At 69.8% G+C, this 25515-nt stretch carries 23 protein-coding genes; 14 read left to right on the top strand and 9 right to left on the bottom strand.

Translation table 11 applies throughout. From position 1 onward, the window contains the following. Together ACFZBP_RS36245 and ACFZBP_RS36250 are read right to left on the bottom strand one after the other, a co-directional pair. The gene (locus tag ACFZBP_RS36245; RefSeq protein ID WP_391419713.1) at positions 1-816 is read right to left on the bottom strand and encodes a serine hydrolase; all 816 of its coding nucleotides are present in this window, start codon (positions 814-816) and stop codon (positions 1-3) included. An 18-nt stretch (positions 817-834) separates the two neighbouring features. Continuing rightward, entirely contained in the window at positions 835-1305 is a 471-nt protein-coding gene (locus ACFZBP_RS36250; RefSeq protein ID WP_383450424.1) for a GNAT family N-acetyltransferase, read from the bottom strand. Positions 1306-1401: 96 nt separating this feature from the next. On the opposite strand from ACFZBP_RS36250, the gene ACFZBP_RS36255 reads away from it, so the two are divergent. Further along, complete coding sequence (locus ACFZBP_RS36255) at positions 1402-1902, top strand: MerR family transcriptional regulator (protein WP_391419717.1); 501 nt, start codon at positions 1402-1404, stop codon at positions 1900-1902. Then, a complete protein-coding gene (locus tag ACFZBP_RS36260) occupies positions 1899-2912 on the top strand; it encodes an aldo/keto reductase (protein ID WP_391419720.1) in 1014 nt (337 codons plus the stop codon). Before ACFZBP_RS36255 ends, ACFZBP_RS36260 begins: the two co-directional genes overlap by 4 nt. Before the next feature lie 247 nt (positions 2913-3159). On the opposite strand, the gene ACFZBP_RS36265 is transcribed toward ACFZBP_RS36260, so the two are convergent. The 3 genes from ACFZBP_RS36265 to ACFZBP_RS36275 form a co-directional block, all read right to left on the bottom strand. Then, the gene (locus tag ACFZBP_RS36265; protein ID WP_391419788.1) at positions 3160-4029 is read right to left on the bottom strand and encodes a DUF4429 domain-containing protein; all 870 of its coding nucleotides are present in this window, start codon (positions 4027-4029) and stop codon (positions 3160-3162) included. A 57-nt stretch (positions 4030-4086) separates the two neighbouring features. Continuing rightward, a complete protein-coding gene (locus ACFZBP_RS36270; protein WP_383450430.1) occupies positions 4087-5304 on the bottom strand; it encodes an alpha/beta hydrolase in 1218 nt (405 codons plus the stop codon). Positions 5305-5397: 93 nt separating this feature from the next. Beyond that, positions 5398-6024, bottom strand: a complete 627-nt coding sequence (locus ACFZBP_RS36275; protein WP_391419723.1) for a TetR family transcriptional regulator — start codon at positions 6022-6024, stop codon at positions 5398-5400. A gap of 66 nt (positions 6025-6090) precedes the next feature. Here ACFZBP_RS36275 and ACFZBP_RS36280 point away from each other — a divergent pair, with 66 nt between their 5' ends. Beyond that, on the top strand, positions 6091-7710 hold the full coding sequence (locus tag ACFZBP_RS36280; protein WP_391419726.1) for a DHA2 family efflux MFS transporter permease subunit: 1620 nt from the start codon (positions 6091-6093) through the stop codon (positions 7708-7710). 215 nt (positions 7711-7925) lie between these two features. Beyond that, positions 7926-8231, top strand: a complete 306-nt coding sequence (locus tag ACFZBP_RS36285; protein ID WP_391419790.1) for a small hydrophobic protein — start codon at positions 7926-7928, stop codon at positions 8229-8231. Between the two features lie 169 nt (positions 8232-8400). Here ACFZBP_RS36285 and ACFZBP_RS36290 read toward each other — a convergent pair whose 3' ends face one another. Then, positions 8401-9150, bottom strand: coding sequence for a potassium channel family protein (locus ACFZBP_RS36290; RefSeq protein ID WP_383450439.1), 750 nt, complete (start codon positions 9148-9150; stop codon positions 8401-8403). 91 nt (positions 9151-9241) lie between these two features. Further along, entirely contained in the window at positions 9242-11989 is a 2748-nt protein-coding gene (aceE, locus tag ACFZBP_RS36295) for a pyruvate dehydrogenase (acetyl-transferring), homodimeric type (RefSeq protein WP_391419729.1), read from the bottom strand. A 363-nt stretch (positions 11990-12352) separates the two neighbouring features. On the opposite strand from aceE, the gene ACFZBP_RS36300 reads away from it, so the two are divergent. The 6 genes from ACFZBP_RS36300 to ACFZBP_RS36325 all read left to right on the top strand — a co-directional run bounded on the left by ACFZBP_RS36300 (position 12353) and on the right by ACFZBP_RS36325 (position 17040). Further along, positions 12353-12787, top strand: coding sequence for a DUF3052 domain-containing protein (locus tag ACFZBP_RS36300; protein WP_190068584.1), 435 nt, complete (start codon positions 12353-12355; stop codon positions 12785-12787). Between the two features lie 292 nt (positions 12788-13079). Beyond that, positions 13080-13538, top strand: a complete 459-nt coding sequence (locus tag ACFZBP_RS36305) for a peroxiredoxin (RefSeq protein ID WP_383450445.1) — start codon at positions 13080-13082, stop codon at positions 13536-13538. A gap of 113 nt (positions 13539-13651) precedes the next feature. Next, entirely contained in the window at positions 13652-14227 is a 576-nt protein-coding gene (locus ACFZBP_RS36310; protein WP_031476289.1) for a TerD family protein, read from the top strand. A 119-nt stretch (positions 14228-14346) separates the two neighbouring features. After that, complete coding sequence (locus tag ACFZBP_RS36315) at positions 14347-14922, top strand: TerD family protein (protein ID WP_062724312.1); 576 nt, start codon at positions 14347-14349, stop codon at positions 14920-14922. A gap of 126 nt (positions 14923-15048) precedes the next feature. After that, positions 15049-16197, top strand: a complete 1149-nt coding sequence (locus tag ACFZBP_RS36320) for a DUF475 domain-containing protein (protein WP_383450451.1) — start codon at positions 15049-15051, stop codon at positions 16195-16197. Positions 16198-16302: 105 nt separating this feature from the next. Beyond that, the gene (locus ACFZBP_RS36325; protein WP_234768506.1) at positions 16303-17040 is read left to right on the top strand and encodes a Tellurium resistance; all 738 of its coding nucleotides are present in this window, start codon (positions 16303-16305) and stop codon (positions 17038-17040) included. A 99-nt stretch (positions 17041-17139) separates the two neighbouring features. On the opposite strand, the gene ACFZBP_RS36330 is transcribed toward ACFZBP_RS36325, so the two are convergent. Beyond that, entirely contained in the window at positions 17140-17937 is a 798-nt protein-coding gene (locus ACFZBP_RS36330; protein WP_391419735.1) for a TerD family protein, read from the bottom strand. Between the two features lie 188 nt (positions 17938-18125). On the opposite strand from ACFZBP_RS36330, the gene ACFZBP_RS36335 reads away from it, so the two are divergent. The 3 genes from ACFZBP_RS36335 to ACFZBP_RS36345 are packed head-to-tail and all read left to right on the top strand — an operon-like array spanning position 18126 to position 22760. Then, positions 18126-19295 carry an HpcH/HpaI aldolase/citrate lyase family protein gene (locus tag ACFZBP_RS36335; RefSeq protein WP_383450457.1) on the top strand — a complete coding sequence of 390 codons (1170 nt, stop codon included), beginning with the start codon at positions 18126-18128 and terminating at the stop codon, positions 19293-19295. Between the two features lie 37 nt (positions 19296-19332). Next, entirely contained in the window at positions 19333-21945 is a 2613-nt protein-coding gene (locus tag ACFZBP_RS36340) for a phosphoribosyltransferase domain-containing protein (RefSeq protein WP_391419737.1), read from the top strand. Beyond that, a complete protein-coding gene (locus tag ACFZBP_RS36345; protein ID WP_391419739.1) occupies positions 21945-22760 on the top strand; it encodes an HAD family hydrolase in 816 nt (271 codons plus the stop codon). Before ACFZBP_RS36340 ends, ACFZBP_RS36345 begins: the two co-directional genes overlap by 1 nt. Positions 22761-22869: 109 nt before the next feature. On the opposite strand, the gene ACFZBP_RS36350 is transcribed toward ACFZBP_RS36345, so the two are convergent. Further along, on the bottom strand, positions 22870-23091 hold the full coding sequence (locus ACFZBP_RS36350) for a zinc ribbon domain-containing protein (protein WP_383450464.1): 222 nt from the start codon (positions 23089-23091) through the stop codon (positions 22870-22872). Positions 23092-23342: 251 nt separating this feature from the next. Here ACFZBP_RS36350 and ACFZBP_RS36355 point away from each other — a divergent pair, with 251 nt between their 5' ends. Then, on the top strand, positions 23343-25460 hold the full coding sequence (locus ACFZBP_RS36355) for a transglycosylase domain-containing protein (protein WP_391419742.1): 2118 nt from the start codon (positions 23343-23345) through the stop codon (positions 25458-25460). Positions 25461-25515 lie beyond the last annotated feature (55 nt).

Here is a 25515-nt window from a genome sequence, read left to right on the forward strand (position 1 = left end):
CTACAGCCCGGCCAGCACCGCGTCCGTGAACGGCGGCCACACCTCGACCGCCCACGGCCCGAACGCCCGGTCCGTCAGCGCGACACAGGCCGCGCCGGCGTCCGGGTCGATCCACAGGAACGTCCCCGACTGACCGAAGTGCCCGAAGGTGCGCGGCGAGGACGCGGCGCCCGTCCAGTGCGGGGACTTGCCGTCCCGGATCTCGAAGCCGAGCCCCCAGTCGTTGGGGTTCTGATGCCCGTACCCCGGCAGCACGCCCTTCGTCCCCGGGTACTGCACGGTCATCGCCTCGGCGACCGTCCGCGGGTCCAGCAGCCGGGGCGCCTGCACCTCCGCCGCGAACCGCAGCAGATCCTCGACGGTCGACACCCCGTCCTTCGCCGGGGAACCCTCCAGCGACGTGGCCGTCATCCCCAGCGGCTCCAGGACCGCCTGCCGCAGATACTCCGCGAACGGAATGTCCGTCGCCTTCGCCACATGGTCCCCGAGCTGCTCGAACCCGGCGTTGGAGTACAACCGCCGCTCCCCGGGCGGCGCCGTCACCCGGTGCTCGTCGAACGCCAACCCCGACGTGTGCGCCAGCAGATGCCGCACGGTCGCCCCCGCGGGTCCCGCCGCCTCGTCCAGCTCGACGGCCCCCTCCTCGTACGCGACGAGCACCGCGTAGGCGGCCAGCGGCTTGGTGACCGAGGCGAGGGGAAAGCGATGTCCGACGGGCCCATGGGTCCCCAGGACGGTCCCGTCCGCCCGTACGACACCCGCCGCAGCGGTGGGAACCGGCCAGTCTTCGATCAGCGCGAGGCTCTGCAAGGACATGCCCCGAGCCTAAGCCGCTCAGAGCTTCAGGATCATCGTGGGGTCCGGCTTGTGGACGAAGCCGAGGGAGGCGTAGAGCGGCTCGGCCTCCGCGGACGCGGTGAGCATGACCTGCCCGGCGCCCCGCTCGCGGAACCACAGCAGCAGCTCGTCCATGCACGCGCGCGCGTACCCGCGACGTCTGGCCTGCGGATCGGTGGCGACGCTGAAGACGTACCCGGCCAGCCCGCCCGGATTGCCCGCCTTCCCGATCCGGTAGTCGATCGTCCCGACGACCAGTGCAGCCAGGGCCCCCGGCCGGTCCGGGTGGTCGACCACGAACGCCGCGAAGTCCCCGTCCGCCTCGCCCAGCTTCCCCCGCAGCACCGGCAGCGAGCCCGTGTGCCACTCCGTGGAGCCGTCCCCGCCGGGCAGGGCGTCGATCATCACCTGACGCAGCCGCAGTACTTCGGCGGCGTCCTCCGGCCGGGCGCGACGTACAAGACTCATGCCGGCACGCTAGCCACGACGATCACACCATGTCCCGTGCTTTTCTTACCGTTTCCGCTTGCTTGGAGCGCACTCCAAGGCCATAGCGTTGAGCGCATGACGGTGATGGAGACCACGAGTACCAGGACCGACAGCTGTGCCGCCCCGCCGCATCCGCACCGGCGACCGGCAGGCCAGGACAGCTACACGATCAGCGAGGTCGTCGCCTTCACCGGTCTGACGGCCCACACCCTGCGCTGGTACGAGCGGATCGGCCTCATGCCGCACATCGACCGCTCGCACACCGGCCAGCGCCGCTACAGCAACCGCGACCTGGACTGGCTCGACCTCGTCGGCAAGCTGCGCCTCACCGGCATGCCGGTCGCCGACATGGTCCGGTACGCCGAGCTGGTGCGCGAGGGCGACCACACGTTCGGTGAGCGCTTCGAACTGCTGGAGACGACCCGCCGCGACGTCCTCGCGCGGATCGCCGAGCTCCAGGACACGCTCGCCGTACTGGACCGGAAGATCAGTTTCTACGCGGACGCGGGGCGTCTGTACGAGCAGGACAAGACGTACGAGCACCACAGCACGGAGAAGGTGGAGAAGGCCGGATGACGGACAGCAGGATCGCGACGGCACGACTCGGCGCGACGGGCCCCGAGGTAGGCGTCCAGGGCCTCGGCTGCATGGGCATGAGTTTCGGGTACGGCCCCTCGGACGCGGACGCGTCAAGGGCCACCCTGGAGCGGGCACTTGAACTGGGCGTCACGCTGTACGACACGGCGGACGCCTACGGGGCGGGCGAGAACGAGAGGTTCCTGTCGCCGTTCTTCAAGGCGCACCGGGACGAGATCGTCATCGCCACGAAGTTCGCTCTGGCGATCCCCCCGGACGACCCGACCCGCCGCGTCATCCGCAACGACGAGCCGTACATCCGCCAGGCCGTCGAGGCGAGCCTGCGCCGCCTCGACGTCGACGTGATCGACCTCTACTACATGCACCGCCGGGACGTGAACATACCCATCGAGGAGACGGTCGCCGTCATGGCCGACCTGGTCCGCGAGGGCAAGGTCAAGCACCTGGGCCTGAGCGAGGTGACGGGTGCGGAACTGCGTGCCGCCCAGAGCGTCCACCCGATCGCCGCCGTGCAGTCGGAGTGGTCCCTGTTCAGCCGCGACATCGAGGCGAACGTGGTCCCCACCGCCCGCGAACTGGGCGTCGCCCTCGTCCCCTACTCCCCGCTGGGCCGAGGCTTCCTCACCGGCTCCTTCACCAACGCCGAGGACCTGACGACGGACGACTTCCGCCGCCAACAGCCCCGCTTCACGGGCGAGAACGCGACGACGAACGCCGCGCTCCTGAGCCCGATCCGCAAGGTGGCCGAGGCCCACGGCTCCACCCCGGGCCAGATCGCCCTGGCCTGGGTCCAGCAACAGGCGGCCCTGCACGGCCTCCCGGTCATCCCCATCCCCGGCACCCGCAAGCCGACGCGCGTCGAGGAGAACACCGGCGCCACCCGAATCTCCCTGACCGAGGAGCAGCTGACCCTACTGAACCCGATCGCCGCCCAGGTGGCAGGCGACAGGTACGCGGACATGCGCTTCGCGTCGGCGGGCAGGGAGTAGGGGCTTCAGCGCGCATTCTCACCGAGGAGGAGCGTGTCTTTTCGGCGGGCCGTGGGGGGAGGGCTTTCTGGCGGGTCGGGGGTCTTTTCAGCGGGCCGGGAGGGGCGAGGCTTTCTGGCGGGCCGGGAGGAGCAGGTCTTCTCGGCGGGCCCGCAGGGGCGAGGCTTTCAGGGGCGCGGGGAACTGCGCGAACAGCCACGACCGGCCCGCACCCACCCCCACAACCGCACCCGGCAGACGCTCCGCCCTAAAGTTCCGCCAACAACTCGGCCTTCTTGACGGAGAACTCCTCATCCGTCACCAACCCCGCCTGATGCAACTCCCCGAGGTGCCGAATCCGCTCAGCGATATCCGCAGGGTCCCGGCGCGGCACCCCCGCCGCCGGGACAGCCGCGGCCACCCCCGCGGAGCGAACCGCCGACAACACCGCCGCGGCGAACGGCAACGACTCGTGCACCGGCCCGTACCCCAGCCCGAACACCACCGCGGCCGGATCGTGATCGACCTGCTCGGGCACGGGCCGCCCGTCACCCCCGTCCCGCCGGAGCAACCGCAGATGCCCCTCGAAGACCTCGGGCGACCGCCACTCGACCCCGCTCAACTCGGCGACGGAGAAGCTCTGGTCCCCGGCCTTCCACTTCGCCGAGGACGCCCCGGTCCAGAACCACCGGAACCGCACCGTCTGCCCGTCGAAGGACGCCTTCGCGTCGTACGCCTTGAACTGCAACGGCACCTCGGGCGCCTCCACGAGGAACTCCTCGGCCGGCCCCGACTCCTTCAGCTCCGCCCGCAGTTCGTCGGCGTAGTACTCGGCCAGCGTCTCGCGCTCGGCCGGCAGCACCAGCCGATACGGATCGCCGCCCTCCTTGAGCTGCCCCGCCGCCGCCTCCATCAACGGATCGGCCCCGGGCCGCAGCTCCAGGCGCAGCACCACCGTCCCGCGCTTGCCCGGCGTCAGCGTCACCCCGCCGATGGCCTCGAGAGGTATCCGGCGTTCCCCCAGCGCCTGGAACAGCTTGGGTGTTCGAATGCCTCGTTCGTAACGGATGAGCACGGAGTCGGACTCGAACTCCCAGGCGGCATGAAATCCGGCCAGTACGTCACCCATGCGGCTCATCGTATGCGGCACGTGCTCCTCCGTCGCCACCCCGCGCACACCGCGATTCCTGCGCCTCTACGCGCGTCCGGCCGACGCCGTGTCGGACAAACCCGCCCGACAGGCCTCGGCATCGTCCGCGCACCGCACCGAGCGGTACGCGCCAACCCCGATCTCGGCGAAGTTCGCCACGCTGTCCGTGCCCGGCTCGAAGTAGCCGCCGTGGCCCTTGGCCTCCCGCGCGGACAGCACCCGCGCCCCGAACACCGACGACACCGGGTCCTCCCCGTGTCCCAGCCCGCCGACCTCGAGGTACGGCACGTCCTGCACCCAGTCGTCGGCGTCCCGCATCGCCCACACATGGGCGGTCGTACGCAGATGGGAGGCCTTGGAGACCCGCATGCCGGGGCTGCCCGCCACCGCTATGTCGGCCACCCGCTCCGGCAGCGCGGGCGCGGCGATCCCGCACAGCACCGAGCCGTAGCTGTGGCAGAACAGGGAGACCGGGGAGACGCCGGGCAGGGCCCGCACCAGTGCCTCCAGCCGTACGGCTCCGCCCGCGGCCCGCATCGCGGTCGCCGAGTCGATGCCGAGCCCGCTCGGCGCCGTGTAGTCGGCCCAGGCGATCACGGCCGTACGCGTCGACGGGCTGGCCGCGCGCTCGGCGTCGTACAGGGACTGGGCCATGCCGACCGGCGCGGAGTACTTGCGGCTGGTGCGCTGGAAGGTGAGGAGGTCGGTGTCGACGCCGGGGACGACGACCGAGATCCGCTCGGCCCGTGCCAGGTCGCCGAACACCTCGGCGGCCCGTCCCGAGCCCTCGGGGTCGAAGGCGAGGATGTTCCGGTCCGTCCGCATCATCGACTCGAAGCGGTGCATACGGCGGCCCGCCTCGCGCTGCCCGTCGGGCGTGAGCTTCTTGTCGTACATGCGTTTGCGCTCGACCTCGCGCGCCTCATGGAGGGCGAGCCGGTTGGCGCGGTAGCGCAGGTCGACCGGAGCGCCGTTCATGTTGCCGACCGCGAGCGGATAGCGGCGTACGAGATCCGTGCGCTGGGTGTCGGTGAGCGAGGCGAAGAACCGGGCGAGCCGCGTGGGGGAGGAGGTCGCGGTCGGCAGCCGGTGGCCGGCGACGCTGCCGTCCTCCCAGGCGCTGAGCGAGGCCTGGAGGGGAGAGGCGGTCCGGTGGTGGCGCAGGGCGGTCCAGCCGGTGGTCGCCAGCATCACGAACACCACGGCCAGTGCGAGCAGCGCGCGCCAGACGTTCAGTTGCGGGGACGTGTCGAAGGAAGTCACTGGGAGGACACACTAGGAGAACGGGAGGGTCTCGCGTTAACCAAGTGATGGGTATCACGTTTCGATCAAGGTGGTGGCAACACGCCGATGACCTCAGTGTGTTCGCCAGCTCTCGCTGAGTGCCGGGCCGACCTGTTCGAGATATGAGACGGTCAGTGCCCGCATGGCGTCCAGGCTGAAGTCCTCCCCGACACTCCACTGACGCTCCGTCAGCCGCATCACGCCACCGAAGACGGCCACCGCCAGCCGCGGCCGCGGATCGGTGTCCATGTCGACCCCCTCGCGCTCGGCGAGGATGGCCGCCATCGCCTCCTCGGCCTCGACCGAGCGGCGCAGATGGGCGGCGAGCAGGGCGGGTGTCGACTCGACCAACCGGCACATGCGCAGATACAGCTCGATCGGCGCGATGGCCTCGATCACGTCGTGGAGCGTGTCCCAGCCCTCCAGCACCGCCTGCCGCAGCGCCTCCATCGGGGCCTCGTGCGGCGGGCGCTCGCGCACCGACTGGAGGAAGTGCGCCACCGTCACGTCCATGGGAGCGAGGGCCGCCTCTTCCTTGCCGGCGAAGTAGCGGAAGAATGTGCGCTGCGACACATCGACGGCCGCCGCGATGTCGTCGACCGTGGTGCGCTCGTACCCCTCGGTGGTGAAGAGCTCCAGCGCGGTACGCAGCAGTGCTTCCCGGGTGCGCTGCTTCTTGCGTTCGCGCAGTGTTTCCATAGGTGTCAGTTACCGACTTGTGAATTGGTTTGTCAATTGTCAGTGGCTGTCATTAGCCTCGAACGCATGACTAGTCAGACCACCATCAAGACGACGGGGCCGGGGGACCGGGCACCAGAAGCCCCGTCGGACGCGACGCCGGCCAAGGGGCTGCGCGGCCACCCCTGGTTCACTCTCATCACCGTCGCGGTCGGGGTCATGATGGTGGCCCTCGACGGCACCATCGTGGCCATCGCCAACCCGGCCATCCAGAAGGACCTGAGCGCGTCCTTCGCCGAGGTGCAGTGGATCACCAACGGCTACTTCCTCGCCCTCGCGGTCTCCCTGATCACCGCGGGCAAGCTCGGTGACCGGTTCGGCCACCGCCAGACCTTCCTCATCGGCGTCGTCGGCTTCGCCGCCGCCTCCGGCGCGATCGGCCTGTCCAGCAGCATCGGCGCGGTCGTCGTCTTCCGTGTCTTCCAGGGCCTGTTCGGCGCGCTGCTGATGCCGGCCGCGCTCGGTCTGCTGCGGGCGACCTTCCCGGCCGAGAAGCTCAACATGGCCATCGGCATCTGGGGCATGGTCATCGGCGCCTCCACCGCCGGCGGCCCGATCCTCGGCGGCGTCCTCGTCGAGCACGTCAACTGGCAGTCGGTGTTCTTCATCAACGTGCCGGTCGGCATCATCGCCGTCGTCCTCGGCGTGCTGATCCTGCTCGACCACCGCGCCGAGAACGCCCCGCGCTCCTTCGACATCCTGGGCATCGTCCTGCTGTCGGCCGCCATGTTCTGCCTGGTCTGGGCGCTCATCAAGGCCCCGGAGTGGGGCTGGGGCGACGGCAAGACGTGGCTGTTCATAGCCGGCTCGGTGGTGGGCTTCGCGCTCTTCGCCCTCTGGGAGACGAAGGTCAAGGAACCCCTCATCCCGCTCGCCCTCTTCCGCTCGATCCCGCTCTCCGCGGGTGTCGTGCTGATGGTCCTGATGGCCATCGCGTTCATGGGCGGCCTGTTCTTCGTGACGTTCTACCTCCAGAACGTCCACGACATGAGCCCCATCGACGCCGGTCTGCACCTGCTCCCGCTCACCGGCATGATGATCGTCGGCTCCCCGCTCGCGGGCGCGATGATCACCAAGCTCGGCCCGCGGATCCCGCTGGCGGGCGGCATGGCGCTCACCGCCATCGCCATGTACGGCATGTCCACGCTGGACACGGACACCGGCAGCGCCGTGATGTCGCTCTGGTTCGCCCTGCTCGGCCTCGGCCTCGCGCCGGTCATGGTCGGCGCCACGGAGGTCATCGTCGGCAACGCGCCCATGGAGCTGTCCGGTGTGGCCGGCGGTCTCCAGCAGGCCGCGATGCAGATCGGCGGCAGCCTCGGTACGGCCGTGCTGGGTGCCGTCATGGCCTCCAAGGTCGACAGCGACCTCGCCGGCAACTGGACCTCCGCCGGGCTGCCGCCGCTGACCGCCGCGCAGGAGGCCCAGGCCTCCGAGGCGGTCCAGGTCGGCGTGGCACCGCTGGCCCCGGGCACGCCGGACGCCATCGCCGCGAAGATCACGGACGTGGCGCGCGACACGTTCATCTCCGGCATGAGCCTGGCGTCCCTGGTCGCCGCGGGCGTCGCGGTCGTCGCGGTCTTCGTGGCCTTCCTCACCAAGCGGGGGGAGAACGCGGAGGCGGGCGCGGGGGCGGCGCACATCTGACGCGAACGAGGGGAGGGGGACAGGGGAGTTCCCCTATCAGGGTGACAGCCCCGAAGATCCCTCCCAACCGGGGTGCGCCGCAGGTCACAGTGGGTCAAGCCAGGGCCTGCGGCGCGCTGCCGGAGGGGGTCAGCGCGCCGCGGTCCCGGACGCGCAGGCATGAGAAGCGCACCGTGGGTACTCGCCAAGTCGAACGCCGAATCAAGGAGTTGACGATGGCGGGCTTCGGACACGGTACGCGCAGGCACCCCCGCTCACGTGGCCGGACGTGGTCACGGACCGGGCCGGATCGCGCGACCTTGGGGATCATCGGAGTCGTCTGTGCGGTCGCCGGATTCTTCGTACTGGGCATCATCCTCGGCCCGGCGGCGATCGTCTGCGGCTGGCTGGCCATGGGCCGATCGTGGTCCAGCGCCCGCCCCGTCCCTGCGATCATCGCGGTCGTTCTGGGTGCGATCGACACGATCCTGGCCGTCATCTGGCTCGCGGGCGCGACAGGGCCGGGAACCGGTCTCGTCTGAGCGTGCGGCCCGGTGGGGCTTCTCGCGCAGTTCCCCGCGCCCCTGAAAGACACGGCCCCTTGCGGGTCATGGAAAAGCAGGGGCGCAGTCCCGCTTCTCCAGGGGCGCGGGGAACTGCGCGAGCAACCACGACGCACCCGCACCCGCCGATGCACCCCGCACCCCACCTTCAGCGGCGTCGCTCCGGCACCCCCGCCCCCGACTTCAACGACGCCACCTCCGCCCGCAGCAACCGCACCTCCTCGGCCAGTTCCGCGATCGCGGCCGTCTGCCGGCGCTCCTCAACGTCGTCCATCTCGAACCGCGCTATGAACCACGCGGCGATGTTCGCCGTCACCACACCCAGCAGCGCGATCCCGGACAGCATCAGCCCCACCGCGAGCATCCGCCCCACCCCGGTGGTCGGCGCGTGATCCCCGTACCCCACGGTCGTCATCGTCGTGAACGACCACCACACCGCGTCACCCAGCGTCTTGATGTTCCCGTTCGGCGAGTCCCGTTCGACCGACAGGACCGCCAGCGAGCCGAACATCAGCAGCCCCACCACCGCCCCGGCGACATACGTGGTCAGCCGGATCTGCGAGGCCATCCGCGCCCGCTGCCCCACCAGCAGCAGCGTCGACACGAGCCGTAGCAGCCGCAGCGGCTGCATCAACGGCAGCAGCACCGCGCACAGGTCCAGCCAGTGCGACCGCACGAACTCCCGGCGCCGCTGCGCGAGTACGAGCCGGACGGCGTAGTCCAGCGCGAACGCGCCCCACACCACCCACTCCACCGCGAGGCACACGTCCACCACGGAACGCCTCGCGTCGGGCCGGACGATCGGCACCGCGTAGGCCACGGCGAACGCCAGGGCCAGACCGAAAAGGGGCCGCTGGGTATGCCGTTCCCAACGTGCTTGTGCCACCGCTCGCTTCATGGCCGCATCGTAGGAAATGTGAAGGGGCGGTGTAGCCCGCAGGTCACCCACGGGCACACCACCCCATCGAGCGGTTGGCAGACGTCGGACGCTACGCGTCGCCGCCCGCGGCCCCCGGGTCCGCGGCCGACGCGTCGAGCAGCTGGTACCGGTCGATCGCCTGCTTCAGCACGGACCGGTCCACCTTCCCCTCCTTCGCCAGCTCGGTCAGCACCGCCACCACGATCGACTGCGCGTCGATGTGGAAGAAGCGCCGCGCCGCACCCCGGGTGTCGGCGAAGCCGAAGCCGTCCGCGCCCAGCGACTGGTACGTCCCGGGCACCCACCGCGCGATCTGGTCCGGAACCGACCGCATCCAGTCGGAAACGGCCACGAACGGCCCCTCGGCCCCGCTCAGCTTCCGCGTCACCCACGGCACCCGCTGCTCCTCCTCCGGGTGCAGCAGGTTGTGCTCCTCGCACTCCACGGCCTCACGCCGCAGCTCGTTCCACGAGGTCGCCGACCACACGTCGGCCTTCACGTTCCACTCCTCGGCGAGGATCTTCTGCGCCTCGACCGCCCAGGGGACGGCCACGCCGGAGGCCATGATCTGCGCGGGGATGGAGCCCGTCGTGCCCTCGCTGATCCGGTGGACGCCCTTGAGGATGCCCTCGACGTCGACGCTCGTAGGCTCGGCCGGGTGCTGGATCGGCTCGTTGTAGACGGTGAGGTAGTAGAAGACGTCCTCGCCGTGCGGGTGCTCCTCGGAACCCCCGTACATGCGCCGCAGACCGTCCTGCACGATGTGCGCGATCTCGTACGAGTACGCCGGGTCGTACGCGACACAGCCCGGGTTCGTCGAGGCGAGCAGCTGCGAGTGCCCGTCCGCGTGCTGGAGGCCCTCACCGGTCAGGGTCGTACGGCCGGCGGTCGCGCCCAGTACGAAACCGCGTGCCAGCTGGTCCGCCATCTGCCAGAACTGGTCGCCGGTGCGCTGGAAACCGAACATCGAGTAGAAGACGTAGACCGGGATCAGCGGCTCGCCGTGCGTGGCGTACGCCGAACCCGCCGCGATCAGCGAGGCCGTACAGCCCGCCTCCGAGATGCCGTCGTGCAGCATCTGGCCCTGCGGCGACTCCTTGTACGCCAGCAGCAGCTCACGGTCGACCGACTCGTACTGCTGGCCGAGCGGGTTGTAGATCTTCGCGCTCGGGAAGAACGAGTCCATGCCGAACGTGCGGTACTCGTCCGGCGCGATCAGCACGAACCGCTTGCCGATCTCCTTGTCCCGCATGAGGTCCTTGAGGAGCCGGACGAAGGCCATGGTCGTCGCGATCGACTGGTGGCCCGAGCCCTTCTTCACGGTCGCGTACGTCTTGTCCGCCGGCAGCGCCAGCGGCTTCGAGCGCACGACACGCGTCGGGACGTAACCGCCGAGCCCCTTGCGGCGGTCGTGCATGTACTGGATCTCCTCGGAGTCCCGCCCCGGGTGGTAGTACGGCGGGACCCCGCTCTCCAGGTCCTTGTCGGCGATCGGCAGGTGCAGCCGGTCGCGGAAGCGCTTGAGGTCGTCGACCGTCAGCTTCTTCATCTGGTGCGTGGCGTTGCGGCCCTCGAAGTTGGGACCGAGCGTCCAGCCCTTGATCGTCTTGGCGAGGATCACGGTCGGCTGGCCCTTGTGCGCCTTGGCCGCCGAGAACGCCGCGAAGATCTTCTTGTGGTCGTGACCGCCGCGGCCCAGGTGCAGGATCTGGTCGTCGGTCAGGCCCTCGACCATCGCGCGCAGCCGCTGGTCGTCGCCGAAGAAGTGGTCGCGGATATAGCCGCCGGTCTCGGTGGCGTACGTCTGGAACTGGCCGTCCGGCGTGGTGTTCATCCGGTTGACCAACAGGCCGTCGCGGTCCTGGGCGAGCAGCGGGTCCCAGGTGCGGTCCCAGATCAGCTTGATCACGTTCCAGCCGGCGCCGCGGAAGATCGACTCCAGCTCCTGGATGACCTTGCCGTTGCCCCGCACCGGGCCGTCGAGGCGCTGGAGGTTGCAGTTGACGACGAAGGTGAGGTTGTCCAGGCCCTCGCGGGCGGCGATGGACAGCTGGCCGAGGGACTCCGGCTCGTCCATCTCGCCGTCGCCCAGGAACGCCCACACATGCGACTTGGAGGTGTCCGCGATACCGCGCGCCTCCATGTAGCGGTTCATCCGCGCCTGGTAGATCGCGCCGATCGGGCCGAGGCCCATCGACACCGTCGGGAACTCCCAGAAGTCCGGCATCGACCGGGGGTGCGGGTAGCTCGACAGGCCGTACCGCGCCTTCGACTTCTCCTGGCGGAACGCGTCCAGGTTCTGCTCGCTGAGGCGGTCCAGCAGGAACGCGCGGGCGTAGATGCCCGGCGAGGCGTGGCCCTGGAAGAAGACCTGGTCGCCGCCGTCGCCCTCGTCCTTGCCCCGGAAGAAGTGGTTGAAGCCCACGTCGTAGAGCGAGGCCGAGGACGCGAAGGTGGCGATGTGGCCGCCGACGCCGATGCCGGGGCGCTGGGCCCTGGACACCATCACCGCGGCGTTCCACCGGGTGGCGTTGAGGATCTTGCGCTCGATCTCCTCGTTGCCCGGGAAGAACGGCTCGTCCTTGGTGGCGATCGTGTTGACGTAGTCCGTGCTGCGCATCTCGGGCACGGCGACACGCTTCTCGCGGGCCCGCTCGATCAGGCGCAGCATCAGATAGCGGGCCCGCTCCCGGCCGCGCTCGTCCACGGCGGCGTCGAGGGAGTCGAGCCACTCCTGGGTTTCCTCGGGGTCGAAGTCAGGAACCTGACTCGGAAGGCCGCCAATGATGATCGGGTTGCGATCGGATCCGGAAGCCACGCTGGTCCTTACCTGTCAGAGGGCTGTGTTTCGGGGGTTTCTGGGCGTCTGCACCGCTCCCCATCGTGTACCTCGGGGGGCCAAACGTCATCTCTACTGTGAGGTAACCGTTTCCTGGTCAACGGCGGAGCCGCAACGTATGGTTCCCAAACGTACAAAGGGGGCAGATTGGTGTGGTGCGCGTCACCCTGAGACGATGAGGGTGTGCCTGGAGTTGCGGTGACACGTTCACGATCGTCACCGTTTCGGCGGTCTGAACGGCCGGGTACTTGCGCGATCCGCCCCGCCCGTGTGGACTACGGCCAATGCTTCGCGCACGCGCGTGGCTGAGTTATTTCCCAAGACATGATCAGGAGGCAACCCGTGAGCGCGACCGCGGACCACGCGGAGGAGCGGACCCTTGCCGAGAGGCTGGGGTTCCAGCCCGAGCAGGTGGTCCAGGAGATCGGCTACGACGACGACGTAGACCAGGAACTCCGCGAGGCCATTGAGTCAGTCACCGGCACAGAACTCGTGGACGAGGACTACGACGACGTTGCCGATGCCGCGGTGCTGTGGTTCCGCGACGAGGACGGCGACCTGACGGATGCGCTGGTGGATGCCACCACGTACATCGAAGAGGGCGGCGCGATCCTGTTGCTGACGCCGAAGACCGGCCGTGACGGCTACGTGGAGCCGAGCGACATCTCTGAAGCCGCGACCACTGCGGGTCTGTCGGCGTCCAAGAGTGTCAGCGTCGGCAAGGACTGGAGCGGCAGCCGGCTGGTGACGCCCAAGGCCGCGAAGTCGAAGAAGTAGCGGTTCGAAAGTGGCCGTCGGCTGAAACGCTGCCGTCCGCTGGGGTGGCCGTCCCTGGGGGCCGCGCCCCCAGACCCCCGCATCGGCCCTGAACGGGCCTCGTCCTCAAATCGCCGGACGGGCTGATGGTGCCGGGCCGGGCTGAGAAGCCCGGCCCGGCATTTGCGTACCACCCGCCATTCCGCGTCCGGCCGGGCATCCGCGTCCCGCCCCCGCCTCCTGCACGGCGCCGTTGATCGGCTGCGTAGGGTGGGTTCCACCCGAACAGCCCCACGAAGGGACATCTACGACGATGGCGATCCAGGTCGGCGACAAGGCCCCCGACTTCGAGCTCAAGGACAACCACGGTGCGAGTGTGAAGCTCTCGGACTTCCGTGGTTCCAAGAACGTCGTCCTGCTCTTCTACCCCTTCGCCTTCACCGGCGTGTGCACCGGTGAGCTGTGCGAGGTGCGCGACAACCTGCCGCAGTTCTCCGACCGGGACACGCAGGTGCTCGCCGTCTCCAACGACTCCATCCACACCCTGCGGGTCTTCGCCGAGCAGGAGGGCCTGGAGTACCCGCTGCTCAGCGACTTCTGGCCGCACGGCGAGGTCAGCCGTGCCTACGGCGTCTTCGCCGAGGACAAGGGCTGCGCGGTGCGCGGCACCTTCGTCATCGACAAGGAGGGCGTCGTGCGCTGGACGGTCGTCAACGCCCTGCCGGACGCGCGCGACCTGAGCGAGTACGTCAAGGCGCTCGACACCCTCTGATTCTTCGGTACCAAGGCATGCGAGCCACGGGAACCCGTCACTAGGATCGACTCGTTGATCCGATATCAAACGCACGGCGGGGCTCCCCGCCCCTGGAAACCAATGGAGGACTCGTGGGAGTCAGCCTCAGCAAGGGCGGCAACGTATCACTGAGCAAGGAGGCCCCGGGCCTCACTGCGGTCATCGTCGGTCTGGGGTGGGACGTCCGCACCACCACCGGCACCGACTTCGACCTGGACGCCAGCGCGCTGCTGCTGAACCCGGAAGGCAAGGTCGGCAGCGACGCGAACTTCGTCTTCTTCAACAACCTCAAGAGCGCCGACGGCTCCGTCGAGCACACCGGCGACAACCTCACCGGTGAGGGCGAGGGCGACGACGAGCAGATCAAGGTCAACCTCGCGGGCGTCCCGGCCGACGTGGAGAAGATCGTCTTCCCGGTCTCGATCTACGACGCCGAGAACCGCCAGCAGTCCTTCGGCCAGGTGCGCAACGCCTTCATCCGCGTCGTCAACCAGGCCGGCGGTGCTGAGATCGCGCGCTACGACCTCTCGGAGGACGCGTCCACCGAGACCGCGATGGTCTTCGGCGAGCTGTACCGGCACGGCGCGGAGTGGAAGTTCCGCGCCATCGGTCAGGGCTACGCGTCGGGTCTGCGCGGCATCGCGCAGGACTTCGGTGTGAACGTCTGAGTTCGATCCGAGGGGTGACCGTCCAGGACACCACCGGCTGAGTCCGGCGCCGCATCGTTTGGGTGCGGCGCCGGATGCGCAGGACAACCAAAGAAGCAAAACGCGGGGAGGACCAGCACATGGGCGTCACGCTCGCCAAGGGAGGAAATGTCTCCCTGTCCAAGGCCGCACCCAATCTCACCCAGGTGATGATCGGGCTCGGCTGGGACGCGCGCTCCACCACCGGAGCCCCCTTCGACCTCGACGCCAGCGCACTGGTGTGCAGCGGCGGACGCGTCCTGGGCGACGAATGGTTCGTCTTCTACAACCAGCTCAAGAGCCCGGACGGCTCGGTGGAGCACACCGGGGACAACCTCACCGGCGAGGGCGACGGCGACGACGAGTCGCTGCTGATCGACCTCTCCAAGGTGCCGGCCCACTGCGACAAGATCGTCTTCCCGGTCTCGATCCACATGGCCGACGAGCGCGGCCAGACCTTCGGCCAGGTGAGCAACGCCTTCATCCGCGTGGTCAACCAGGCCGACGGCCAGGAACTCGCCCGCTACGACCTGAGCGAGGACGCCTCCAGCGAGACCGCCATGATCTTCGGTGAGGTCTACCGCTACCAGGGCGAATGGAAGTTCCGTGCGGTGGGGCAGGGTTATGCCTCGGGTCTGCGGGGCATCGCGCTCGACTTCGGGGTCAACGTCTCATAACGCGATATGAGCAAAAGCCGGGCCCGGGTGGGGTGCGAAGAGGTGCCGAACTAGACTTCGGCTTCAAAAGTTCGTAAAGCCGAGTGCGGCGCGGGGGAGCCCCGTACACATAGGATTGGGTAGCCAGTGGTTCTGAAAACCTTCGGTTGGTCGTTCGCGGTCACCGCGCTCGGTCTGGTTGCGGCGCTCCTCTTCGGGGGGTGGACCGCCCTGGGCGTCGTGGCGATCCTCTCCGTGCTCGAGATCTCGCTTTCCTTCGACAACGCGGTGGTCAACGCCGGGATCCTGAAGAAGATGAATGCCTTCTGGCAGAAGATCTTCCTCACCATCGGCATCCTGATCGCCGTCTTCGGTATGCGACTGGTCTTCCCGGTCGTCATCGTCGCCATCAGCGCCCAGCTCGGGCCGATCGAGGCCGTCGACCTGGCCCTCAGCGACAAGGACCAGTACCAGCAGCTCGTCACCGACGCCCACCCGGCCATCGCGGCCTTCGGTGGCATGTTCCTGCTGATGATCTTCCTCGACTTCATCTTCGAGGACCGCGACATCAAGTGGCTGGCCTGGCTGGAGCGCCCGCTCGCCAAGCTCGGCAAGATCGACATGCTGTCCGTCTGCATCGCCCTGATCGTCCTGCTCATCAGCGCGATGACCTTCGCGACCAACGCACACCAGCACGGCGGTGCCCACGTCGACAAGGCCGAGACGGTCCTGCTCTCCGGCATCGCCGGCCTCATCACCTACATGATCGTCGGCGGACTCTCCGGCTACTTCGAGGACAAGCTCGAAGAAGAGGAGGAGCGCGAGCACGAGGCCGAGGAGGAGGCCGAGCGCACCGGCAAGCCCCGCAGCGCCGTCGCGATGGCAGGCAAGGCCGCGTTCTTCATGTTCCTCTACCTCGAGGTCCTGGACGCGTCCTTCTCCTTCGACGGCGTCATCGGCGCCTTCGCCATCACCAACGACATCGTCCTGATGGCCCTGGGCCTCGGCATCGGCGCCATGTACGTCCGGTCCCTGACCGTGTACCTGGTCCGCCAGGGCACCCTCGACGAGTACGTCTACCTCGAGCACGGCGCCCACTACGCCATCGGCGCCCTCGCCATGATCCTGCTGGTCACCATCCAGTACGAGATCCACGAGCTGATCACCGGCTCGATCGGTGTGATCCTCATCGGCTGGTCCTTCTGGTCCTCGGTGCGCCGCAACCGCGCGCTGGCAGCCGCGGAGGGAAAAGCGGCGGCCTCGGACGAGAAGACTGAGGTCTCGTCCGGGGTGTGACACCCCTGCGGTTGAGGAACGCTCTCAGCGGGGCGGCCGGGCCTCCGGCCGCCCCGCCGGTTTTTCCAGTGAACGCAGGTCTTTCGTGTGGGACGTGGGGGCGGAATGGGCTTCTTGGACGGACTCTGGCGGGGCCGGGCGGCCGAGTTCGACTCGGGCAGCGCGTCGTCGAACTCGATAGAGCTGACGAAACGGCACGACCGGGTATCGCTCACCAAGCAGGGCGCCGCCACCGGGCACCTGCGGATCAACCTGACCTGGCGGATGCGGACGTCCGACATCGGGGGGTCGCAGCGGGAGAGTCTGCTGCGGCACCCGTTCAAGGCGCTCAAGCCGCCGGAGGTGCTCGGGCACAGCCAGAGCATGGTCAACGTCGACCTCGACCTCGGGGCGCTGTACGAGCTGACCGACGGGACGAAGGGGGTCGTCCAGCCGCTGGGCGGGTTCCTCGGGGACGTGAACGCGCCGCCGTACGTGAAGCTCAGCGGGGACGACCGGTTCGGGTCGGCGTCCGGGGAGACGATCTACGTCAACCTCGATCACAAGGAGAACATCAAGCGGCTGCTGGTCTTCGTGTACATCTACGACCAGACGCCGGCGTTCGACCGTACGCACGCGATCGTCACGCTGTATCCGAGCAACGGGCCCCGGATCGAGATAGGCCTCGACGAGCGGCATCCGCAGGCTCGGTCGTGTGCGGTGGTGATGATCGAGAACGTGAAGGGCGAGATCTGGGTCCGGCGTGAGGTGAAGTTCGTCTACGGGTTCCAGGCCGAGCTGGATCGGTTGTTCGGGTGGGGGTTGCAGTGGGGGCGCGGATACAAGACCAAGGCGGAGCGCTGACGCCGGGTCTTGGCGGGGGCGCCTACCAGCTCGGGCCTCTGCGCTGGGGCGCGTGTGCGGGTCCCGTTGTGGTTGATCGCGCAGTTCCCCGCGCCCCCGTCAGCGGCCGATGAACTGCGGGCCCTGTGGGGGCAGGCGGAATTCCGGGCCCGGGGCTGCTGCCGTCACCGGGGGCGGGTAGCCGTAGCCCGACTGGGAGGTGGGCTGGGGGTAGCCGTAGGCCGGCTGGGTCGGTGGGGGCTGTTGGGGGTAGCCGTAGGACGGCTGAGGGGGGACCACGGTCGTGGGCTGCTCCGGGGGGAGGGGCTGGGAGACCTCCGGCGTGGGGGCCGGGCCGGGCTCGTCCATGGCCTCGGACTCGTCCACCGAGATGCCGTAGTCCGTGGCCAGGCCCTTGAGGCCGTTCGAGTAGCCCTCGCCCAGGGCGCGGAACTTCCAGCCCTCGCCGCGGCGGTACAGCTCGCCGCAGATGAGGGCCGTCTCCTGGCCCGTCTCCGGCTTGATGTCGAAGTACGCCAGCGGATCGCCGTCGGCGGCCGCGGCGTCGTACAGCACGATGCGCAGATCCCGTACGCGGTCGAAGGCGATGCCGTCCGCCGAAGCGACCAGCAGAATCTGACCGACGCCGGACTCGACACCGGCCAGATCTGTCTGGATCGTGTCGGTGAGGCCCTCGGTTCCCCGCTTCTTGCCGAGTCGCCAGACCTTCCCGGAGGGGTGCCGGGGCTGGTTGTAGAAGACGAAGTCCTCGTCGGAGCGCACACGACCGTCGGGGCCGAGGAGAAGTGCGGAGGCGTCGACATCCGGGACCCCCTGCCCGGGCGTCCAGCGCAGCACGGCGCGTACCGTCGTGGCTTCGAGCGGGACGTTCGACCCCTTCAACATCGCGTGCGTCATACGGTCATCCTGCCCTCTCCGTCCTGGTCACGACAACGCGGGGGTGCGACGGACCGTGCGCGCCTGTGTTCGTCCGCGTTACCAGAAATTCATGCCCTGCGGGAACCCCTGACATGGGTATCTACGTACTATTACCGGCCACCTGTGAACCGGTCACAGGGGCCACTGAGTCACCACGGGGGAGCTCTATGCGTCATTTCGGGCACATCGCCCCGGAGGTGCGGCAGCGCCTCTTCCACCAGGAGCCGTGCGAGTTCTCCGCCGACTCCCCGGCCCGGCTGCTCTCCGCGGCCCTGGGCGCCACGCTCTACAGTCCGGCCACCCGGCCGCGGCTCGCCGACGACATCGTCAAGCAGACCGGACGCGGCGTGGTCTCGATGGTGCTGTGCCTGGAGGACTCCATCGGTGACGAGGACGTCGCGGAGGGCGAGGAGAACCTCGTCCGGCAGTTCGCCGACCTCGCGGGACGCCGGGGCGCGGTGGAGCCGCCGCTGCTCTTCGTCCGGGTCCGTACCCCCGAGCAGATCCCCGACCTGGTCCGACGGCTCGGCCCCACCGTACGGCTGCTGTCCGGGTTCGTGCTGCCCAAGTTCACCGAAGAGCGCGGCATGCCCTTCCTGGAGGCCCTCGCGGGCGCCGAGGCGCAGAGCGGGCGGCGGCTGTTCGCCATGCCCGTGCTGGAATCGCCCGAGCTGATGTACCGGGAGTCGCGTGTGGAGACCCTGGAGGGCGTCTCCCGCGCGGTCGACAAGTACCGCGAGCGGGTGCTGGCGTTGCGCCTCGGGGTCACCGACTTCTGCTCGTCGTACGGGCTGCGGCGGGCCCCCGACATGACGGCGTACGACGTCCAGATCGTCGCCTCCGTGATCGCCGACGTGGTGAACATGCTGGGCAGAGCCGACGGCACCGGGTTCACGGTGACCGGGCCGGTGTGGGAGTACTTCCGGGTGCAGGAACGTATGTTCAAGCCCCAGCTGCGCCGCAGCCCGTTCCTGGAGGGCCAGGCCGAGCAGCTGCGCGAGGCCCTCATCGAGCACTCCATGGACGGACTGCTGCGCGAGATCACCATGGACCACGCCAACGGCCTCCTGGGCAAGACCTGCATCCACCCCTCCCATGTGCTGCCGGTGCACGCACTGTCCGTGGTCAGTCACGAGGAGTTCAGCGACGCCCAGGACATCCTGCGGCCGGAGCGCTGCGGTGGGGGTGTACTGAGGTCGCAGTACACGAACAAGATGAACGAGGTGAAGCCGCACCGCGCCTGGGCCGAGCGGACCCTCCTGCGGGCCGAGGTCTTCGGTGTGGCCAACGAGGACGTCGGCTTCGTGGAGCTGCTCGCCGCCGGGATCCCGGCCTGACCGGCCGGCCTCTTTTTCCGATATTTCCAAGGGACGCATGAACAACGCAGTGAACGACGGAGTCTGGTCCGGGAGCTGGGTCGCCGAGCGGCTCGGAGTCCGGCTCGAGGGCGACGACGGGCTCACGCGGATGCTGGGGCTCGCCCTGCGCCGCAACCCCAAGCGGGCGCATCTGCTGGTCTCCAACGTGCTCGGCAAGCATGTGCCGCAGTCGCCGACCGTGGTGTACGACGCCGGGTTCGACCTCGGGCGCCGGGTGCGGGAGCTTCTGGGCGCGGAGGGGGCGGGCGAGGCGGTCGTCCTCGGTTACGCGGAGACCGCGACCGGGCTCGGGCACGCCGTGGCCGACGGGGTGGGGGACGCGCCGTATCTGCACTCGACGCGGCGTCCCGTCGCCGGGGTCGCCCCTGCGGGGGGCTTCGAGGAGTCCCACTCGCACGCCACGTCGCACTTGCTGCTGCCCGAGGATCCCGGCCTGCTGCCCGGCGACGGGGCGCTGGTCCTGGTGGACGACGAGTTCTCCACGGGGAACACGGTGCTGAACACCGTCCGGGACCTTCATGCGCGGTATCCGCGGCGGCGGTATGTGGTCGTCGCGCTGGTGGACATGCGGTCGGCGGCGGATGCGGGGCGGCTGGAGGAGTTCGCGCGGGAGATCGGGGCGCGGGTGGATCTGGTGGCCGCTGCTTCGGGGACCGTACGGCTGCCGGAGGGGGTGTTGGAGAAAGGGCAGGCGTTGGTGGCGCGGTACGAGACCGAGAGCGCCGCGGACGGTCCGTCGTCGGGTGCGGGTGCGTCGGGGCCGGTCGCGCAGTCCCCCGCGCCCCTTGAGGGCGACGCGGATGCCGCGCGTCTTGAAAGCGACGGCCGGACCACCACCCCAGGGGCGCGGGGAACAGCGCGACCAGCCCCCACCGGCCCGCACCCGGCGGACGAGCGCACCCACCCCCACCCCACCCGCATAGACCTGCACTGGCCCCCCGGCCTCCCCGACGGCGGCCGGCACGGCTTCACGCCCGCCCACCGCACCCGGCTCGAAGCCGCCCTCCCCGCCATGGCCGCCCGCCTGGCAGAGGCGCTCCCCGCCGACGCGCGCCGCGTCCTCGTCCTCGGCTTCGAGGAGCTGATGTACGCCCCCCTGCGCCTCGCCCGCGAGCTGGAGCGGAGCGCCGACGTGGAGGTCCGCTACTCGACCACCACCCGCTCACCCGTCCTCGCGGTCGACGACCCGGGGTACGCGATACGCACCCGCCTCGCGTTCCCGGCCCACGACGACCCGGCCGACGGCCCCGGCGAGCGCTACGCCTACAACGTCGCCGGCGCCGGCTTCGACGCCGTCGTGGCCGTCGTCGACTCGGCCGCCGACACCCCCGAACTGCACGCCCCCGAGGGCCTGTTGACGCAGCTCGCCGCGCACACCCCGCACGTCCTGCTCGCGGTCGTACCGTCGTACGTCCCCGGACCGCCCCCTGCCCGTCCCGAAAGGCCCCCGATGCTGCCCGAGCCCCTCCGCGGCCCCGCCTTCTCCTCGTACGACCGCGAAGAGGTCGGCTGGCTGCTCCAGGACCTCTCGGACGTGACCCTGGAGGCGCCGACCGAGGAGCGCGAGGAGGCCATCCAGAGCGGCGGCGCGCACTACGCCGAGTCGCTGCCGGTGGAGTACCAGCCGAGCGAGCAGTACCAGGCGCTGTTCCACGCCGCGCTGGAGGAGACGGCGGCGCGGCTGGCGCAGGCGGCCGGTGCCGTCACCGAGCTCGTCCTCGCCGAGCGGTCACCGCGCCCGGTGCTCGTCTCCCTCGCCCGCGCCGGCACCCCCGTCGGCATCCTCATGCGCCGCTGGGCCCAGTTCCGGCACGGCCTCGAACTGCCCCACTACGCCGTGTCGATCGTGCGCGGCCGCGGCATCGACGCCAACGCCCTGCGCTGGCTGGCCGCCCACCACGACCCGCGTGACGTCGTCTTCGTCGACGGCTGGACCGGCAAGGGCGCCATCACCCGCGAACTGGCCGATGCCATACGGGAGTTCGAGGCCTCCGACGGCATCACCGGCTTCGACCCGGAGATCGCCGTGCTGGCCGACCCGGGCTCGTGCGTCCGGACGTACGGCACCCGCGACGACTACCTCATCCCGTCCGCGTGCCTCAACTCGACCGTCTCCGGTCTGATCTCGCGCACCGTGCTGCGCGCCGACCTGGTCGGCCCGCACGACTACCACGGCGCGAAGTTCTACCGCGAACTCGCCGACGCGGACGTCTCCGTGGCCTTCCTCGACGCCGTCTCCGCCCGCTTCCCGGAGGTCGTGGACGCCGTCGAGGCGACCGCCAAGGAACTGCTGTCCGCCGACCGCGCGCCGACCTGGGAGGGCTGGGCCGCCGTCGAGCGGATCAGCGAGGAGTACGGCATCCACGACGTGAACCTCGTGAAGCCGGGCGTCGGCGAGACCACGCGGGTGCTGCTGCGCCGGGTGCCCTGGAAGATCCTGGCGCGGGCCGGTGCCGGCGCCGACCTGGACCATGTCCGACTGCTGGCCGAACAGAGAGGGGTTCCGGTGGAAGAGGTGGCGGAACTGCCGTACACCTGCGTGGGGTTGATCCACCCCAGGTACACGCGGGGCGCGACGGGTGCCGACGGCAGGGCGGTGAACCTCTGATGCCGGTACTGGTGGCGAGCGACCTCGACCGTACGCTCATCTACTCCGCGGCGGCCCTCGCGCTGACCATGCCGGACGCGCGGGCGCCGAGGCTGCTGTGCGTGGAGGTGCACGAGGCCCGGCCCCTGTCGTACATGACGGAGACGGCGGCCCAGCTGCTCACCGACCTCGGTGACGCGGCGGTCTTCGTGCCGACGACGACCCGGACCCGTAAGCAGTACCAGCGCATCAACCTGCCGGGCCCCGCCCCGAAGTACGCGATCTGCGCCAACGGCGGCCATCTGCTCGTGGACGGCGTCACCGACCCCGACTGGCACGCCCAGGTCCAGGGCCGCCTCGCCGAACAGTGCGCGCCCCTCGCGGAGATCCAGGACCACCTGATGGCCACGGCGTCCCCGGCCTGGGTGCGCAAGCACCGCATCGCCGAGGACCTCTTCGCCTACCTCGTCGTCGAGCGCGAGCTGCTGCCCGAGGAGTGGGTGAAGGAGCTGGCGGCATGGGCCGAGAACCGCGGCTGGACGGTCTCCCTGCAGGGCCGCAAGATCTACGCCGTCCCCAAGCCCCTCACCAAGAGCGCCGCCATGCACGAGGTCGCACGCCGCACGGGCGCGGACCTCACCCTGGCGGCCGGCGACTCCTTGCTGGACGCCGACCTCCTCCTGGCCGCCGACCGCGGCTGGCGCCCAGGACACGGCGAACTGGCGGACGCCAACTGGACGGCCCCCATGATCACCGCCCTCCCGGAACGGGGAGCACTGGCGGGCGAGCGCATCCTGCGGGAGTTCTTGAAGGCATGCCGAACGGAGACCTCCTGAGGGGCGCGCAGCGCCCTCTGAGGGGCGCGGGGCTGTATTGATATGCGGCTCCGCCGCGTGGGCGCGACCAGCCCCCACGCACCCGCAGAAGAAAGCGCACCGGCCCTACCTAGCCACAACACCCTCCACCACAACACCCACCGCCCCCGCCGCTCGCCCTGGGCGCAGCCGCGGGGGCGGACGCCGTCCCACCCACAGCCACCGTCGACAAAAGCTTCACCGTGTCCTCGTGCCCCGCAGGGCACGAGGCGGGCGCGGAGGACTCCGCCATCGGACGGCTCAGTTCAAACGTGTCACCGCAGCTGCGGCACCGGTACTCATAGCGAGGCATGGCCAAAGAGTAATCGGCCTGACCGGATACACCCCTCTCTGCGACCGTTTGCGATCAACCCTGTCCGGTACCGGTGTGGAGAATTTGAAAAGGTCACTGATATTTTTCGATCGCCGCGAGGAGCCGTAAGGCCGGGGGAACAGGGGGCGCGCTGCCGTTGACCGCGGTGGCCATGCCCTTCCTCGCGGGCACGACCGAATGCGGGGAGGGGCGCAGCCGTGACCAGGGCTGGGCAGGAGCCGGACGAGACCATGCAGTTAAAGGTCCCCGCGCTCCCGCCGGACGAGACCGTGCAATTGCGAACGGCCGATGCGGAGTTATCCCGCACCGGCGAACGCGACACAGGGGAGTCCCGCACTCCGGGGCACCGCCGGAAGGCCACGCGCCTGTCGGCCCTGTTCCGCCTCAGGGCGGCCGCCGCCCCGTGGGCCCCGCGCCTGCGCCGCCTGCGGCCCCGGTATCCGCGCCCCGGCCGCACCGGCTGGCGGCGCTGGGTGCCCTCCTGGCGGCAGTGGCTCGGTGCCGTGCTGACCTTCCTCGGCCTGACCACCGCCGCCCTGACGGTGGCGTACGCCGCCACGGACATCCCGGAGAACCTCAACTCGTACGCGACCCAGCAGGACAACGTCTACTTCTGGTCCGACGGGACGCCCATGGCCCGCACCGGCTGGGTGCGGCGGCAGGACATGCCGTTGGAGGACATACCGGAGGACGTCCGCTGGGCGGTGCTGGCCGCGGAGAACGCCAGCTTCTACTCCGACCCCGGCATCTCGCTCAGCGGCGTCACCCGTGCCGTGTGGCGCACCTTCGGCGAGGGCGACACCCAGGGCGGCTCCACGATCACCCAGCAGTACGTCAAGAACGTCTACCTCAACCAGGACCGCTCGGTGGGCCGCAAGTTCACCGAGGCCATGCTCGCCCTCAAGCTCGACAACCGGATGAGCAAGGACGACATCCTGGAGGGCTACCTCAACACCAGCTGGTTCGGCCGCGGCACCTACGGCATGCAGCGCGCCGCCCAGGCCTACTACGGCAAGGACGTCGGCGAGCTGAACGTCAGCGAGGCCGCGTTCCTCGCCTCCCTCCTCAAGGGCGCCGCCCTCTACGACCCCGCGCTGAGCCGGGCCAACCACGCGCGGGCCGTGGAGCGCTGGTCCTGGATCCTCGACCGCATGGTCGACATCGGCAGGCTCTCGTCGGCCGAGCGGGCGAAGTACCGGACGTTCCCCGAGCCGCTGCGGCAGACGCAGGGCTACGACACCGGTAAGCAGAGCGACTACCTGGTGGAGCTGGCCGCGCAGTACGCCAAGAAGGCCGCGCGCCTGACGGACCAGCAGTTCGACCTCGGCGGCTATCAGATCTACACGACCTTCGACCGCAAGAGGGAGACCGCGCTCACCGACGCCGTGACCAAGGCTCGCGAGCAGGCGCGCGAGGACCACCCGGCGACGGCGAGGACCGCGCACTACGGCGCCGCCTCCGTCGCCGCCGACGGACGGATCCTCGCGGTCCACGGCGGCCCGGACCACCGTACGCAGGGCTACAACGAGTCCAACGCGACCACTGTGCCCGCCGGTTCGGCCTTCCTGCCGTTCGTCTACGCCTCGGCCCTCGACAACGGTGTCCGCAAGACCCGCGACGGCGCCGCGACCGAGGTGACACCGCAGACGCTGTACGACGGCGACGACGGCATCCCGGTCATGACGCCCGAGGGCCCCTACTGGGACCGCGGCGGCAAACAGGTCAAGGCCCGCAACGACGGCGGGCAGGACCACGGGCGGATCAGTCTGCACAAGGCGCTCGCCCTGTCGGTGAACACACCGTTCATGCAGCTCGGCATGGACACCGGCCTGGACAAGGTGCGCCGCACCGCCGAGGCGGCCGGTCTGCTCGGCTCCAGCTTCGGACCGCAGGTGCCCGCGCTGTCCCTGGGCAGTGCCACGCCCAGCGCGATCCGGATGGCGAGCGGATACGCCACGTTCGCCGGCGCCGGCACGCATGTCGAGCCGTTCTCGGTGGCCCGGATCACCCGCAACGGCTCCGAGGTGCGGCTGGCCAGGCCCGCCTCCCGGCGCGCGGTGCCGGCGAGGGTGGCCGAGCAGGTCCAGTCCGCCCTGCGGGACGCCTTCGCCCTGGCCCACCCGGCCACCGCCGCCTCCGCGCCGCACGTCACCGGCAAGATCGGCACCACCCAGGACGACACCGCGGCCTGGTACGTCGGCACCGCCGCCTCGGTGTCGACGGCCGTGGTGGCCTACCGCATCGATCTCGCCAAGAGCCTCGAACCCCTGCCGCTGAAGGGCGTCGCCGGCACCCCAGCCGACAGCGTCCCGTACGAGATCTTCTCCGGCGCCCTGGGTCTCGGCTGACCCCGCGACCGGCCTTCCCCTCAGCCCCCTCGCCCCCCACCCCCTCGCAGAATGA

This window comes from Streptomyces sp. NPDC008086 (genome assembly GCF_042957325.1).
Taxonomy (GTDB): domain Bacteria; phylum Actinomycetota; class Actinomycetes; order Streptomycetales; family Streptomycetaceae; genus Streptomyces.